General features: G+C 44.0%; 12 protein-coding genes. 4 read left to right on the top strand and 8 right to left on the bottom strand.

Going from position 1 to position 14,618, the window contains the following annotated elements:
* Positions 1–513: group II intron maturase-specific domain-containing protein (locus tag AC5WJX_RS13715; protein WP_494483672.1), on the top strand; the 513-nt coding region annotated here is incomplete at its 5' end.
* Between the two features lie 108 nt (positions 514–621).
* On the opposite strand, the gene dnaB is transcribed toward AC5WJX_RS13715, so the two are convergent.
* Positions 622–2,193 (bottom strand): replicative DNA helicase, encoded by a 1,572-nt coding sequence (dnaB, locus tag AC5WJX_RS13710; RefSeq protein WP_440429591.1) that lies wholly within the window; start codon positions 2,191–2,193, stop codon positions 622–624.
* A 153-nt stretch (positions 2,194–2,346) separates the two neighbouring features.
* On the opposite strand from dnaB, the gene rlmB reads away from it, so the two are divergent.
* Positions 2,347–3,123 carry a 23S rRNA (guanosine(2251)-2'-O)-methyltransferase RlmB gene (gene rlmB, locus AC5WJX_RS13705; RefSeq protein ID WP_494484965.1) on the top strand — a complete coding sequence of 259 codons (777 nt, stop codon included), beginning with the start codon at positions 2,347–2,349 and terminating at the stop codon, positions 3,121–3,123.
* A 74-nt stretch (positions 3,124–3,197) separates the two neighbouring features.
* Here the strand turns inward: rlmB and AC5WJX_RS13700 are convergent, their stop codons facing one another.
* Positions 3,198–4,289: a mannose-1-phosphate guanylyltransferase gene (locus AC5WJX_RS13700; protein WP_494484964.1), complete on the bottom strand. Its 1,092-nt coding sequence runs from the start codon at positions 4,287–4,289 to the stop codon at positions 3,198–3,200.
* Positions 4,290–4,311: 22 nt separating this feature from the next.
* Positions 4,312–5,277, bottom strand: a complete 966-nt coding sequence (locus tag AC5WJX_RS13695) for a KpsF/GutQ family sugar-phosphate isomerase (protein WP_494484963.1) — start codon at positions 5,275–5,277, stop codon at positions 4,312–4,314.
* 88 nt (positions 5,278–5,365) lie between these two features.
* Between AC5WJX_RS13695 and recQ the strand changes: the two genes are divergently transcribed.
* Together recQ and kdsA are read left to right on the top strand one after the other, a co-directional pair.
* A complete protein-coding gene (gene recQ / locus AC5WJX_RS13690; RefSeq protein WP_494484962.1) occupies positions 5,366–7,555 on the top strand; it encodes a DNA helicase RecQ in 2,190 nt (729 codons plus the stop codon).
* 6 nt (positions 7,556–7,561) lie between these two features.
* A complete protein-coding gene (gene kdsA / locus AC5WJX_RS13685) occupies positions 7,562–8,377 on the top strand; it encodes a 3-deoxy-8-phosphooctulonate synthase (RefSeq protein ID WP_494484961.1) in 816 nt (271 codons plus the stop codon).
* Positions 8,378–8,396: 19 nt separating this feature from the next.
* Here kdsA and AC5WJX_RS13680 read toward each other — a convergent pair whose 3' ends face one another.
* The 5 genes from AC5WJX_RS13680 to AC5WJX_RS13660 all read right to left on the bottom strand — a co-directional run bounded on the left by AC5WJX_RS13680 (position 8,397) and on the right by AC5WJX_RS13660 (position 14,609).
* Entirely contained in the window at positions 8,397–10,295 is a 1,899-nt protein-coding gene (locus tag AC5WJX_RS13680) for an OmpA family protein (protein ID WP_494484960.1), read from the bottom strand.
* A gap of 43 nt (positions 10,296–10,338) precedes the next feature.
* A complete protein-coding gene (locus AC5WJX_RS13675) occupies positions 10,339–10,962 on the bottom strand; it encodes a 7-carboxy-7-deazaguanine synthase QueE (RefSeq protein WP_494484959.1) in 624 nt (207 codons plus the stop codon).
* 91 nt (positions 10,963–11,053) lie between these two features.
* On the bottom strand, positions 11,054–11,932 hold the full coding sequence (locus AC5WJX_RS13670; protein ID WP_440429582.1) for a bifunctional 5,10-methylenetetrahydrofolate dehydrogenase/5,10-methenyltetrahydrofolate cyclohydrolase: 879 nt from the start codon (positions 11,930–11,932) through the stop codon (positions 11,054–11,056).
* A gap of 15 nt (positions 11,933–11,947) precedes the next feature.
* The gene (lepA, locus tag AC5WJX_RS13665) at positions 11,948–13,735 is read right to left on the bottom strand and encodes a translation elongation factor 4 (RefSeq protein ID WP_494484958.1); all 1,788 of its coding nucleotides are present in this window, start codon (positions 13,733–13,735) and stop codon (positions 11,948–11,950) included.
* Between the two features lie 70 nt (positions 13,736–13,805).
* Positions 13,806–14,609: a nitrilase family protein gene (locus AC5WJX_RS13660; protein ID WP_494484957.1), complete on the bottom strand. Its 804-nt coding sequence runs from the start codon at positions 14,607–14,609 to the stop codon at positions 13,806–13,808.
* Positions 14,610–14,618: the final 9 nt, after the last annotated feature.

Here is a 14,618-nt window from a genome sequence, read left to right as displayed (position 1 = left end):
AAAGTAAACGTGGAAAAGAGCGTGGTTACCCGTCCATGGCAAACCAGACTACTGGGCTTTACCTTTTATCACAAGAAAGGTAGCAAAGGCATTACGGTACACCGTAAAAGCATTAGCACTTACAAGGATAAAATCAGGGAGATTACCTGCCGCAGAAAACCTTACCCGATCGAGGATCGGATGATGCAAATCAGGCAGCTGAACCAGGGTTGGGGGAACTACTTCAAGCTGAGCGAAGCTCATACTGTATTCAGAGAACTTGATGAGTGGGTCCGCAGTCGAGTCAGGCTATGTTATTGGATACAATGGAAGCAGGTAAAGACCCGCGTTAAGCAACTCGAGAAACTTGGGGTTCACCCTGATCAGGCTTATCAATGGGGAAATACCCGAAAAGGCCATTGGCGAACCGTACACAGCCCGATACTGACCCGGACTCTTAACAATGCATTTCTAAAGAAACAGGGGCTACTATGTCTAAAAGAAATAGTAACCCCTAAAGCTGTTTATGTTTAATGAACCGCCGTATGCCGAACGGCACGTACGGTGGTGTGAGGGGACAGGTAATCAAATAATGATTACCTTCCTACTCGATATATTATTAAATCTCAGCAGTGTAAATGATTAGAATGGAGCATCTTCATCCTGCATGTCATCCATGCGGGACGGCTTGATGATGACATTCCCGAATGAGGAGCGATCAAAGTCAGGAGACGGCGCCAGACCCGCACCGGGGCTGTCCGAAGAGAACGAATTCTGCGGCGCAAAATCTTCTTCCAGATCCTGAAACTTCACATATTTACCTACGAAGCGTAGTGGTACAATACCAGTTTCACCATTCCTGTGTTTGGCGATGATAACCTCACCAACACCAGCCTGCGATCTGCCTTGTTCATCTTCTGTAATGCCATAATATTCCGGGCGGTAAAGGAAAAGTACCATATCGGCATCCTGCTCAATAGATCCAGATTCCCTTAAATCGGATAGGAGTGGTCGTTTACCATTCTGACCCGGCCTGTTTTCAACCGCACGACTCAGCTGTGATAGTGCAAGCACGGGTACGTCCAGCTCTTTTGCCACAGATTTCAGAGCCCTTGAAATACTACCAATCTCCTGCTCACGATTTCCACCGCCACCTTCACCTTTTCCATGCATCAACTGAAGGTAATCGATAATGATCATCTGAATATCGTACTGTGACTTCAACCTTCGGCATTTCGCACGAAACTCAAAGATGTTTAAGGCAGGAGTATCATCAATTAACAGAGGTGCTTCAGTCAGCGTGCCAATTTTACTGTGTAATTGTTGCCATTCCCATTCGGCCAAATTCCCCTTCCTAATCTTTTCCTGTTCAATCTCGGTTTCCCCAGAGATCAGACGATTAACAAGCTGTACAGAGGACATCTCCAAAGAAAATACCACCACGGGTTTCTTAAAATCTACAGCGGCATTTCGTGCGCAACTCAAAACGAAGGCTGTTTTACCCATCGCCGGACGAGCCGCAATAATAACCAAATCGGACTTCTGCCAACCACCAGTAATCCGGTCAAGTGCGGTAAAACCAGATGGTACACCAGTAAGTCCGTCAGTTTTGGTTCTGAGCTCCTCAAGTGTTGCTAATGATTGTTTGATGATCTCATCCATCTTCTGGGTATCTCTCCGAAGGTTGTTTTGCGCGATATCAAAAAGATTTTTTTCCGCATGGTCTAAGAGATCGAAAATATCAGTAGTGTCCTCGTAGGCATTTTGAATGATCTCAGAAGAGATGCGAATAAGTTCCCTCTGAATATACTTCTGTGAAATGATCCGGGCATGGTACTCGATATTCGCTGCAGACGCGACACGGTTAGTTAAATTGGTGATATAATACGCGCCACCAACCATCTCAAGCAGGCCCAATGTTCGTAGCTCGGAGGTTACTGTTAAGATATCAACCGGCTTCGACTTCTGGAACAACTGCTGTATTGCTTCAAATATTTTTTTATGTGACTCCTGATAAAAAACTTCAGGTTTAAGAATATCAATTACTGTGGACAGGGCATCCTTTTCAAGCATTAAAGCACCTAAAACGGCTTCTTCAAGGTCAATCGCCTGCGGCGGAATTTTCCCCATGGTGCTTACAGAATTGGTCAACCTGTTCTTGCGCGAAGTAAAGCTAGACCTTTCCTGCCCCTGGTTTGCATTGTCAATTATCATAATACAAAATTATGGAAAATAACCCTGCATACGAGATTTCTTTTTGCACATAATCATATCCCTCAAAGGAAAACATGATGTCTTAAAGCAAGACCTGGTGCATGAAGACAAAACGAAAAAAATAAAGTATTTTTGCAGGATAATTTATAAAGAATGGAGCAGTTCAAAAGGTCTGCAAGACCTAAAGAAAATAATGAGTTTATATTTGGTATACGTGCTGTAATCGAAGCGATTAAGGCGGGCAGGGATATCGAAAGTATCTATCTGCAACGCAGTTTGAACGGCGAGCTGATTGTTGAACTAAAAAGTCACCTGAGAAACCTCGACGTTCCGGTTCATAATGTGCCCGTGGAGAAACTTAACCGCATGACCCAGAAAAACCATCAGGGCGTTATCGCAGTAATCTCATCCATCACCTTTCAAAAAATTGAAGACATCATTCCCGCGATCTACGAGAAAGGAGAGACCCCTCTGATCTTAATACTAGATGGTATTACCGACGTGCGCAACATGGGGGCAATCGCCAGAACTGCGGCCTGTACAGGTGTTCATGCCATTGTCGTCCCGACCAAGAATACAGCACAGATCAATGCAGATGCCATAAAAACTTCAGCGGGCGCGCTTTTTACCATTCCCGTTTGTCGTCATCCAAACCTGCATAAAACAGCACTTTTCCTTCAGGAATGTGGGCTACAGATCGTTGCATGTACTGAAAAAACCAGCGACCTTATCTATGCTCCCGATTATACCGTTCCAACGGCCATTGTAATGGGTGCCGAAGATGAAGGCATTTCAAACGACATCATGCGTATGGCTAATCACCTTGCTAAGATCCCGATGTTTGGTGAAATTGGTTCACTTAACGTATCTGTATCTACTGGCGTAATTTTATACGAGGCGATAAGACAACGTTCTTCAGTGCAACCATAAAGCAAAGCATACCTCATACAAAAGGCCGGCAACTTCATAAATTGCCGGCCTTTTTATTTAAGTGTTCTATTTCGCTAGATAAATCTGGTACCGAATTTACCTTTTACATCCGCAACAATCTGTTTAACGCTTTCTTCTTCTGTTCTTGGACAGATCAATAGAATATCATTAGACTCGACCACAATATAGTCGTGCAAGCCCTGCAAAATTACCAGCTTTTCCTTAGGCATGTTCACCATGCAATTTGAAGAATCAAACATCATGACCTGCTCCGATGGAATAACCGCATTGCCAACATAATCCTTTTCTGCCATATCGTAAATGGAAGACCAGGTACCAAGGTCCGACCAACCGAAATCTGACGGTAACACATAAACATTCTCTGCCTTTTCCATAATCGCGAAATCAATAGAGATATTCGTGCATTGCTGATATGCGTCAGAAATGAATGCCTTTTCCATTACTGAATTGTACACAGAAGCGCCAAGCGCGAAAATTTCGTGCATCTCCGGTAAATGCTTTTTAAAAGCATTGTTAATGGCTTTCACAGACCAGATGAAAATACCTGCATTCCAAAGGAAGTCGCCGCTTTGTATAAAGGTGCGTGCCAGCTCCAGATTGGGTTTTTCGGTGAACAACTTTACCTTATGAATTTGGTCGTCTGTCGGTAAGTTCTGTTCTGTATACTGGATATAACCGTAACCCGTATCAGGACGACTCGGCTTAATACCCAGCGTAATTAGTGAATCATTTTCTGCAGCTGCAAGAAGAGATTGTTCAATAGCGGTCTGAAATGCATTCTGGTTAGCAATCGTATGGTCTGAAGGTGCAACAACGATAATCGCATCCGGGTTAAGTTCAGCAATCTTCATGGAACCATAGGCGATACAAGGTGCCGTATTCCGCATGATCGGTTCTGCAAGAATCTGATTGTCGGCAAGAGCAGGAAGCTGCTCTTTGATCAGCGGGACATAGATCTCATTTGTAACGATAAATATGTTTTCTGCTGGGCATATATTCAGAAAGCGATCATAGGTGCTTTGGATCAGCGTCTTTCCCACTCCAAAAAAATCAATGAACTGTTTTGGGAAATTTGTTCTGCTAACCGGCCAGAAGCGACTGCCTACGCCACCGGCCATGATCAATGCATAGTTGTTTTTATTCATAGTTTATATGTCAAGAGCGTTATTAAATAATTCCTTCCTGCAAAAGGTCGTGCAGATGAATAATACCAAAGTAATTATCCTGATCCATAACCAGCAGTTGTGTGATGCTATTTTCTTTCATTATCTGTAAAGCATCGAATGCCAGCATATTCTTATCCACTTGTTTAGGGTTCAGGGTCATGATATCCTTTGCGCTAATATTAAGCAAATTCGTATGCTTTTCCAACATTCTTCTGATATCACCATCGGTGATGATGCCAAGAACCTTTGTTCCTTCTAAAATCACTACGGCACCAAGTCTGTTTTGGCTGATTTCAAATATGACGTCTTTAACCGATGCAGTCGCCTGGATCTCAGGCCGTTTATTTTTTAAGGCAAGCTCAGCAACCTTCAGGTATAAACGCTTCCCTAAAGATCCACCCGGATGATAACGTGCAAAGTCATCCTCATTGAAGTTTCTCGTTTCTAACAAACAGATCGCAAGTGCATCGCCCATGGCCAACTGTGCCGTTGTACTAGTTGTTGGGGCAAGGTTATGTGGGCAAGCTTCCTTCTCAACACTGGTGTTCAGAATCAAGTCTGCAAGGTTTGCAAGGTCTGATTGTAGCTGACCAACCATGCCAATTAGCAGGTTGCCAGACTGCTTCAGCAATGGTGCCAGCACCTTGATCTCCGGTGTGTTACCGCTCTTTGAAATGCAAATGACAACATCATCTTTCTGGATCATTCCAAGGTCTCCATGAACCGCATCGCCGGCATGCATGAATATTGCTGGCGTGCCGGTAGAATTGAAAGTTGCGACAATTTTTTGTGCAATAATGGCACTTTTTCCCACACCTGTGACAATGACACGACCCTGAATTTCAGCGATGATTTCGACAGCTCTTTTAAAGTCCTCGTTCACATTTGGAATAAGGTTTAGAATGGCCTGAGCCTCTAATTGCAATGTGTTTACTGCGATTTCGTAAGTTGATTTTTTACTTTTCAAAGAGAATTTATTAGAGTCCGAATGCTTTTATCCGTGCAAAATTATGTTATTTTGAATCAAATATAGCACTGAATATTTTATACACAGGATGGATGTGAAAAAGTCGTTGTTTGACAACTTGCAAACCTTTTTTGGTTTCAACAATTTTAAAGGTGATCAGGAGCCGATCATTACCAATGTTCTAGAGCGGAAGAATACCTTTGTTATAATGCCTACTGGTGGAGGCAAATCAATCTGCTACCAGCTCCCTGCCTTGATGAGTGAAGGCACCGCCATCGTTATTTCTCCACTAATTGCTTTAATGAAGAATCAGGTTGATCAGCTGCGCGCATTTGGCGGAAGCGACAGCATCGCCCATTTCCTAAATTCCTCGTTAAATAAATCTGAGATCAATCAGGTTAAAAGTGACCTGCTAAATGGTAAAACCAAGCTGCTTTATGTTGCTCCGGAATCGCTTTCTAAAGCGGACAATGTAGAGTTCCTAAAACTTATAAAGATTTCTTTCGTTGCGGTTGATGAAGCACACTGTATTTCAGAGTGGGGCCATGATTTCCGCCCGGAATACCGCAAGATACGCCAGGTAATCGCCGGTCTCGGACCTGATATCCCCATTATCGCATTAACTGCAACTGCAACGCCGAAGGTGCAACTTGATATCATCAAAAACCTTCAGATGGGCGATGCGACCTTATTCAAATCTTCCTTTAACAGGCCTAACTTGTTTTACGAAATCCGCCCTAAGCGGGATGTGCTAAAGGAGATCATTCGGTACATCAAGCAGAATACAGGTAAATCGGGAATCATCTACTGTCTTAGCCGGAAAAAAGTTGAGGAAGTTGCCGAGGCGCTGAACCTCAATGGCATCAAAGCCTTGCCATACCATGCCGGATTGGAACCGAAGGTACGTGCGGAGACGCAGGACAAATTCCTGATGGAGGATGTGGAAGTTATTGTTGCGACCATAGCTTTTGGTATGGGGATCGATAAGCCTGATGTACGTTTTGTAATTCACCACGACATACCTAAAAGTATGGAAGGCTACTACCAGGAAACCGGACGTGCCGGGCGAGATGGTGGCGAAGGGGTTTGCATTGCTTTCTACGCACAGAAAGATATCGACAAGCTTGCGAAATTCATGAAAGACAAGCCCGTGTCTGAACGTGAAATCGGCACACAGATTCTGAAAGAGGTTATTGACTATGCGGAATCAGGTGTTTGCCGTAGAAAACAGATATTGCACTACTTTGGCGAGAACTTTAACGAAGCTGGCTGTAATGGCATGTGCGATAACTGCAGAAGGACAAAAACCTACTTCGACGCCGAGGAGAATCTGAAAAGTTTGTTGGAGCTGATTAAGCGCAGCGGTGAGAAGTTCGATGATACCCATATCTTGAACATCATCATGGGCACTGAGACGGCACAAACGATTGCTTACGAGCATAGGAAACTGCCAGAGTTTGGGCTGGGCAAAATCGAGGGTGAAAACCTTTGGAAGTCTTTGGTGAGACAGGCGATCCTGAACAACTTCCTCGTAAAAGACATTGATAATTATGGCCTGCTAAGTCTGTCCAAGACCGGGCAAGACTTCATAGACAATCCCTATGCCTTGAAATTTATCCTTCGGGAACCAATTGAAAGTGACAACACGGACGATGAGGACGACGCAAAACAAGGCGCAGGCGTACTAGACACCCAGTTGCTGCAGTTACTGAAAGACCTTCGTAAAAAGATAGCCAAACAGAAGAATGTTCCACCGTTCGTTGTTTTCCAGGATCCATCTCTAGAAGAGATGTGTACACATTATCCGGTGTCCATGGAAGAACTGAAGCAGATTTCTGGCGTTGGAAATGGAAAAGCAATGAAGTTCGGCGCACCATTTATCGAACTCATCAAAAAGTATGTTGCCGATAATGACATCGAACGTCCTGTTGATCTGATCATTAAAACCCAGGCCAACAAATCCCAGCTAAAGGTGTCGATCATCCAAAATGTAGACCGTCAAATTGGCCTGGACGACATTGCCCGCGCTAAAGGCATCACCTATGATGATATCCTGAAGGAGATCGAAGCAATCGTGAACTCCGGAACAAAACTGAACCTCAACTATTTTGTTGATGAAGTGTTGGATGATGATCGCCAGGATGAAGTATTCGATTACTTCCGTACCGCAGAAAACGATTCTATTGATGCTGCGCTAAAAGATCTTGGTGAAACAGATTATACACGCGAAGAAATACAACTAATGCGAATTAAGTTCATGTCTGAACTTGGAAACTAATGAACGATGATCAATTTTGAGCTAGATAAACTAAAATTTACCGACAGCAACAATTTCTTTTTGATGGCTGGTCCTTGCGCGATAGAGGGTGAGGAGATTGCTTTACGCATTGCCGAACGAATCGTAAGCATTACGGATAAGCTTCAGATTCCTTACATCTTTAAGGGCTCTTACCGTAAAGCAAACCGTTCTAAAGGGAGCTCTTTCACCGGAATAGGTGATGAAAAGGCCCTTAAAATCCTGGAGAAAGTTGGTACCACCTTTGGGGTGCCAACTGTAACGGATATCCATGAAAGTGCAGAAGCTGCTATGGCTGCTGCCTATGTCGATGTGCTACAGATCCCTGCATTTTTATGCCGCCAAACCGATCTGCTAATTGCTGCCGCCAAAACGAATAAGGTCGTCAATGTAAAAAAAGGACAGTTCCTTTCTGCTGGTTCCATGAAGTTTGCCGTGGAAAAGATTGTAGAATCGGGTAACAATAGGGTAATTTTAACAGATCGAGGAAATACCTTTGGCTACCAGGATTTGATCGTTGATTACCGTGGCCTTCCCGAGATGCAAAGCTTCAACGTTCCGGTGGTGATGGATTGCACGCACTCTTTACAGCAGCCAAATCAAAGTTCGGGCGTTACCGGAGGCAAACCAGAGCTTATCGCGACCATTGCAAAAGCTGCTATCGCAGTTGGTGCAGATGGCCTGTTTATAGAAACACATCCAGATCCTGCATGTGCAAAATCCGATGGTGCAAATATGCTTCATCTGGATCATTTAGAAGAACTACTTACCCAACTGGTAAGGTTAAGAAAAGCGGTTATCTAACCGCTTTTTTTGTGCCTCATTAAATTCCGGTAACCACAAATGAGGTCCGCCGGTTTTTCTGCCGCCCTTCAGGGCTGGCATTGCTGGCTATAGGCTTATCTTTCCCATATCCCTTATATTTCAAGCGTTCAGCCTCAACATCTTGCTCCAGGAGATAGTTGTACACCGCCTTAGCCCGGGCATTAGAGAGTGCCATATTCTGGACGTCATTTCCGGTATTGTCGGTATGTCCCTGTATCTCAATGGTCATCTTTGGATTTTCCCGTAGTAATCCAAGGAGAATTTCTAGCTCGGTTAAGGATGGGGGTAACAGCGTCGCCATATTGGTGTCGAAGAATATGTTCTTTAGCGTCAAATTGCTTCCAGTCTTAATCCGTTCCATATACACGATCAACTCCACCGGCTTATTGCCATTCTTCTCCTGCAACTCGAAATGATCAGAGTAAAATAAATAGCCTTTTGCCGACACATTCAGCGAGTAGTTGCTGCCGACAGGCATTACGGCGAGAAAATCCCCTGTTTCAGCAGAGGTAAAATCATTGAATTGCGTTTTTTTAGTTTTAAGGTCTACAACCAATACCTCTGCCGCAAGTGGCTGTTTAGATTCCTTATCATATACGGTTCCATTTACATAAGAGATCTGTTTAGGTTTTGCCACTACCGGTATTTTAAAAGAATATAGATCCAGCTCACCGAAAGTATCTGTGAGCGTTGTCGAAAATATCCCATTCAGGCCGTCAGGTGTTACAATCAAACCGGTCTCTTCATGATAACTGTTTATCGGGTAACCCAGGTTAACAGGCCTGCTCCAGTTCCCGCTCACATCAGTTCTACTGTATAAGATATCTTTGTTTCCCATCCCTGGCCAACCATCAGACGAGAAGTACAAGGTTTGCCCATCTGGATGTACGAAAGGGGTATGTTCGTCATAGGGCGTGTTAATCTCTGGCCCTAAATTAACCGGTGTACTCCAGGTACCATCTTTCTTTAACTGTGTTTTCCAAAGATCATAACCACCAAGACCACCAGGTCGGTTACTTGAAAAATATAACGTGTTACCATCGGGGCTGACCGCAGGTTGGGAGTCCCAGTATTTTGAATTAACCACACTGCCCAGATTGAAGGGGCGATCCCATTTTTTTCCAGATTTATGACTTACATAGATGTCACAGCTACCAAAACCGTCCGGGCGATTGCAGCCCGTGAAAAAAAGATATTTCCCATCGGGTGAAAGCGACTGCGCACCTTCGTTGTATTCCTTCGTATTTATATTCGTACTTAGCGGCACCGCCTCGGTCCAGTCTGTAGATTTACTGCGTGTACTGATCAGGAAATCTTCATTACCGTCAATCACCCGGCTGTAAATCATGGTACGACCATCCGCTGTGATGGCTGGAAAGTACTCCCGGTATTTGGAATTGATATTCCCACCCATGTTCTGGGGCTGAAAGGGTTGTGGATTTTTTAGCGCTTCAATTGCAAAACTGCAGTCGTCGAGGTACTTCTTTGCGCGGACCAGGATTTTCTGGTCCTTGCCTTCATACTTTGATATGAAAAGGTTCAGATGTTTTTGGGCGTTGGTATAGTCACCGGTGAGCAGTTGTGACTCACCCAGGGAATAGTATACCCGCGAATCTACCGGAGTGTTAAGCTCCAGTGCCTTCAGATAAATCACTGTGCTCTTGTCAAAAGTTTTTAGACGTCTGTAAACATCACCGAGCTGCAGGTAAGCCAGTTGGAAATCAGGATCTTTATCTATTGCTTGCTGTAGTTGTACGGCTGCATCCTCATAGGCGCCTTTGTCCAAAAACGCCTGCGCGTTACTAAAACTTCGCTGCGCCTGCGTATTGCCCGACTGTTGTCCTGCTGCCGAAAGCTGTATTCCAATAAATAAGCATAGCAACAAGATTCCCTTCATTCTATATATTTAATAAGCTAAATATATAAAAAAGCACCCTGGCTTAGGGGATGTTCAGAAATTTGTGCGTTTGTAACGAAATTTCCCACTTTGGATTAGCCATCACATAGTCGATGATCAATGGTGTAACCTCATTCCGCTTCGACCATTCCGGTTGCAAGTATAGTTTACAAGTAGGACTTACCGACTCGGCATATTTCTCTGCCCACATAAAGTCACTTTTGTTGAATACGATCACCTTAAGCTCGTTCGCAAACGGTGTAATATCGGGCCGGGGTGCTTTAAACTTCTTTGGTGAAAGGCAAATCCAGTCCCAGGAACCTGACAATGGGTATGCACCGGAGGTTTCTATAAAGGTCAGGATCTTCTTTTCCTGCAGTTTTGCAGTCAAATAATCCATGTTGTAGATCAACGGTTCGCCACCGGTAATCACCACTGCACGCCCAGGATAGGTATCCGCTTTTGCTACAATTTCATCTGCATGGGTCAGGGGATGAGATTCCGCATCCCAGCTTTCCTTAACATCACACCAGTGGCAACCTACATCGCAGCCACCAAGGCGAATGAAATAGGCCGCCTTGCCAGTGTTGTAACCTTCACCTTGTATTGTATAAAATTCTTCCATCAAAGGAAGCAACGTTCCGTCTGTCGGTATCTGATGCGCCATAATAAGCTGCAAAGTTAACAAAATAAATGCGCCCGGACTTTTAGTCCCGGGCGCAGTACATATTAATGACGCAGCAATGAAACTTGCTGGTCTAGTAGATCTCTTTTCTTGCTGAAGCGAGGGTGTTCTTCAATAACCCTACAATGGTCATCAATCCTACACCACCTGGTACCGGAGTGATCCAGGATGCTTTTTCCGCTACATTTTCAAAGTCAACATCACCATACAGCTTGTAACCTGATTTGGTAACATCTGAGGTTTCGCGGTTAATGCCAACGTCGATGATTATCGCACCAGGTTTAACCATATCCGCCGTCACAAAGTTCTTTTTCCCAATCGCAGCGATGATGATATCTGCCTGGAGCACAACTGATTTTAGATCTTTGGTTTTACTGTGTGTTAAAGTCACGGTACAGTTTCCAGGGCTGGCGTTTCGAGCCATAAGAATACTCATCGGACTGCCTACAATATTACTTCGTCCAACCACAACACAGTGCTTTCCGGTGGTATCGATATTATACGCCTGCAGCATCAACAAAATGCCATACGGCGTTGCCGGTATAAAGCAGGGTAGGTTACGCATCATCCTTCCAAGGTTTACAGGGTGGAAACCATCTACATCCTTGCGGTGATCTATAGTTTCAGTGACCTTTTCCGGATCAATATGTTTGGGCAAAGGAAGTTGAACAATCAAGCCGTCAACCTCAGGGTCAAGGTTTATCTTTCTGATTTGCTCAAGCAATGCTTCCTCGGTAACATCAACATCATAACGGATCAGTGACGATTTAAAACCCACCTTTTCACAGTTCTTCATTTTGCTGGCTACATAAGTTTCACTGCCACCATCATTACCTACAAGGATGGCTACAAGGTGAGGCTTTCTGCCACTTTCTTCAAAAAAGCGTGCTGCTTCTTCGGCAATTTGATTTTTGATCTGCTCGGAGGCGTGTTTTCCGTCTAATAGTTGCATGTTATTTAAATAAGCTTAGTCTAGTTTAAGTACTGCCATGAATGCGGTTTGTGGAATCTCCACGTTACCCACCTGACGCATACGTTTCTTACCTTTTTTCTGTTTTTCCAACAACTTACGTTTACGGGAAATATCACCACCATAACATTTTGCAGTAACATCTTTTCGCATTGCTTTCACGTTCTCCCTGGCAATTACCTTAGCACCAATTGACGCCTGTATTGCAATTTCAAACTGTTGTCTTGGAATTAACTCCCGCAACTTCTCGCAAATACGTTTTCCGAAATCATAAGAATTGCTTCTGTGGATCAATGAGGATAATGCATCTACATGTTCACCATTTAACAAAATATCAAGACGAACCAGGTCAGATTGTCTGTAGCCAATTTGATGATAATCGAAAGAAGCATAACCTTTAGAAATTGTTTTCAATTTATCATAGAAATCAAATACGATTTCACCCATCGGCATCTCAAATACCAGCTCCACACGATCAGCAGTCAGATAAGACTGGTTAACGATGATACCACGTTTCTGAATACATAAAGACATTACCGGACCAACAAATTCTGCTTTAGTGATTATGTTCGCCTTGATAAACGGCTCCTGAACATACTCAAGTTTACTTGGGTCGGGAAGATCTGAAGGATTATTTACCTGAATTTCTTCATCTCTGGTGGTCTTTGCGATGTAAGATACGTTCGGAACCGTAGTGATCACGGTCATATCGAATTCGCGCTCAAGTCTTTCCTGAATAATTTCCATATGGAGCATACCAAGGAAACCGCAGCGGAAACCGAAACCTAAGGCCGCTGAACTCTCGGGTTCAAACACGATGGACGCATCGTTAAGCTGCAGTTTATGCATCGCTTCACGAAGTTCCTCGAACTCATCCGTGTCAACAGGGTAGATACCGGCGAATACCATGGGTTTCACCTCTTCAAATCCCTGAATACTTTCTAGTGAAGGACGTGCAACGTTGGTGATGGTATCGCCAACTTTTACCTCACGTGCTTCTTTAATACCAGATATAATATAACCTACGTCACCGGTTTTTACCACCGGTTTAGGTAACATGTTTAATTTCAATACGCCAACTTCATCTGCCAGGTATTCTTTATTGGTATTGATGAACTTTACTTTATCTCCTTTTTTGATCTCTCCATTTACAACTTTGTAGTAGGCAATAATACCTCTGAAAGAGTTAAATACAGAGTCAAAAATCAACGCTTGTAGCGGAGCTTCCGGATCACCAACAGGAGCGGGAATGCGTTCAATGATCGCTTTTAAGATATCCGGGATACCCATACCCGTTTTGCCGGATGCAGGAATGATCTCTTCGCGCTTACAGCCTATCAGATCTACAATCTGATCTTTAACTTCCTCAGGCATTGCGCCCGGAAGGTCCATCTTGTTCAGGATCGGAATGATTTCCAGATCATGTTCCAAAGCAAGATAAAGGTTGGAAATGGTTTGTGCCTGTATGCCCTGGGAGGCATCAACGATTAATAATGCGCCTTCACAGGCAGCAATAGAACGGGATACCTCATAAGAGAAATCCACGTGTCCGGGTGTATCAATTAAATTTAGCACATATTCCTGCCCCTCAGCAATGAAGTTCATCTGAATGGCGTGACTTTTAATGGTAATACCGCGTTCACGCTCAAGATCCATGTTATCAAGCAGTTGAGCTTGTGCTTCCCGCTGGGTAATCGTATCTGTGTATTCTAATAAACGGTCAGCTAAAGTGCTCTTGCCGTGGTCTATATGTGCAATTATGCAAAAATTACGTATGTGCTTCATCTTTGCGCAAATATAGGATTTTGCCCCGGTTATTTATAGGTAAATAATCTGCTGTAACGCTTGCGAATGCTTATTTAAGTTCAAATGCATCAGCATCTCTTAAAAATGGAAAGCTGCGTCTGTTTTTTACCAGCTCAGGGTAGGTGATGCTAAAGGTGTAAAGGTCTTCATCTTCAGGCTTGTAGTACACGGTTCCGCCATTTGCATCCAGGCACATCGAATGCCCACTATGATAGATCTCATTACCGTCGTGACCCACCCGGTTCACCGCAATGACGTAGCACTGATTTTCAATTGCCCTTGCTGGTATCAGTGCCTTCCAATGTCCTGCACGTTTATCCGGCCAACTTGCAATTACCAGTAGGATGTCATACGCTGCATCCTTATTGCGGAGCCAGACCGGAAAACGAAGGTCATAACATATGGCCAACCGGATTTTCCAACCTTTCAGGTCAACGATCACCTGATCCTGACCTGCCGTATAGCTTTTATCTTCCTCAGCGAGGCTAAAAAGATGGTGTTTGTCGTACTTCTCGAAATTGCCGTCGGGCATCATCCAGATCATACGGTTATAGAATTTTCCTTCCTCTGAAATGATCAGGCTGCCTGTAACCACGCAATCGTAGCGCTTTGCCGTATCTTTTAACCAGGTCATTGTTTTTCCGTCCATGCTTTCCGCAAGCGCGGCGGCATTCATGCTGAAGCCGGTGTTAAACATCTCCGGTAGAACGATGAGATCTGTTTTTTCTTTAACCCCCAAGTTCAGGCGAAGGGACAAGTTCTGCAAGTTCTTGTCGGTATTCTCCCAGAAAAGGTAGGCCTGGAAAACTGTGACTTTTAGGTTGTTTATGCTTAAGTAATCAGGATTTTCCATTTACAATGT

This window comes from Pedobacter sp. NEAU-ZC8 (assembly GCF_059278965.1).
This window is presented reverse-complemented; position numbering and strand designations above follow the sequence as displayed.

Coding starts and splice junctions, on each gene's coding strand:
- dnaB (WP_440429591.1), bottom strand. CDS start 2,193: ATGATAATTGACAATGCAAACCAGGGGCAGGAAAGGTCTAGCTTTACT.
- AC5WJX_RS13660 (WP_494484957.1), bottom strand. CDS start 14,609: ATGGAAAATCCTGATTACTTAAGCATAAACAACCTAAAAGTCACAGTT.
- AC5WJX_RS13670 (WP_440429582.1), bottom strand. CDS start 11,932: ATGCAACTATTAGACGGAAAACACGCCTCCGAGCAGATCAAAAATCAA.
- lepA (WP_494484958.1), bottom strand. CDS start 13,735: ATGAAGCACATACGTAATTTTTGCATAATTGCACATATAGACCACGGC.
- kdsA (WP_494484961.1), top strand. CDS start 7,562: ATGATCAATTTTGAGCTAGATAAACTAAAATTTACCGACAGCAACAAT.
- recQ (WP_494484962.1), top strand. CDS start 5,366: ATGGATGTGAAAAAGTCGTTGTTTGACAACTTGCAAACCTTTTTTGGT.
- AC5WJX_RS13680 (WP_494484960.1), bottom strand. CDS start 10,295: ATGAAGGGAATCTTGTTGCTATGCTTATTTATTGGAATACAGCTTTCG.
- AC5WJX_RS13700 (WP_494484964.1), bottom strand. CDS start 4,289: ATGAATAAAAACAACTATGCATTGATCATGGCCGGTGGCGTAGGCAGT.
- AC5WJX_RS13675 (WP_494484959.1), bottom strand. CDS start 10,962: ATGGCGCATCAGATACCGACAGACGGAACGTTGCTTCCTTTGATGGAA.
- rlmB (WP_494484965.1), top strand. CDS start 2,347: ATGGAGCAGTTCAAAAGGTCTGCAAGACCTAAAGAAAATAATGAGTTT.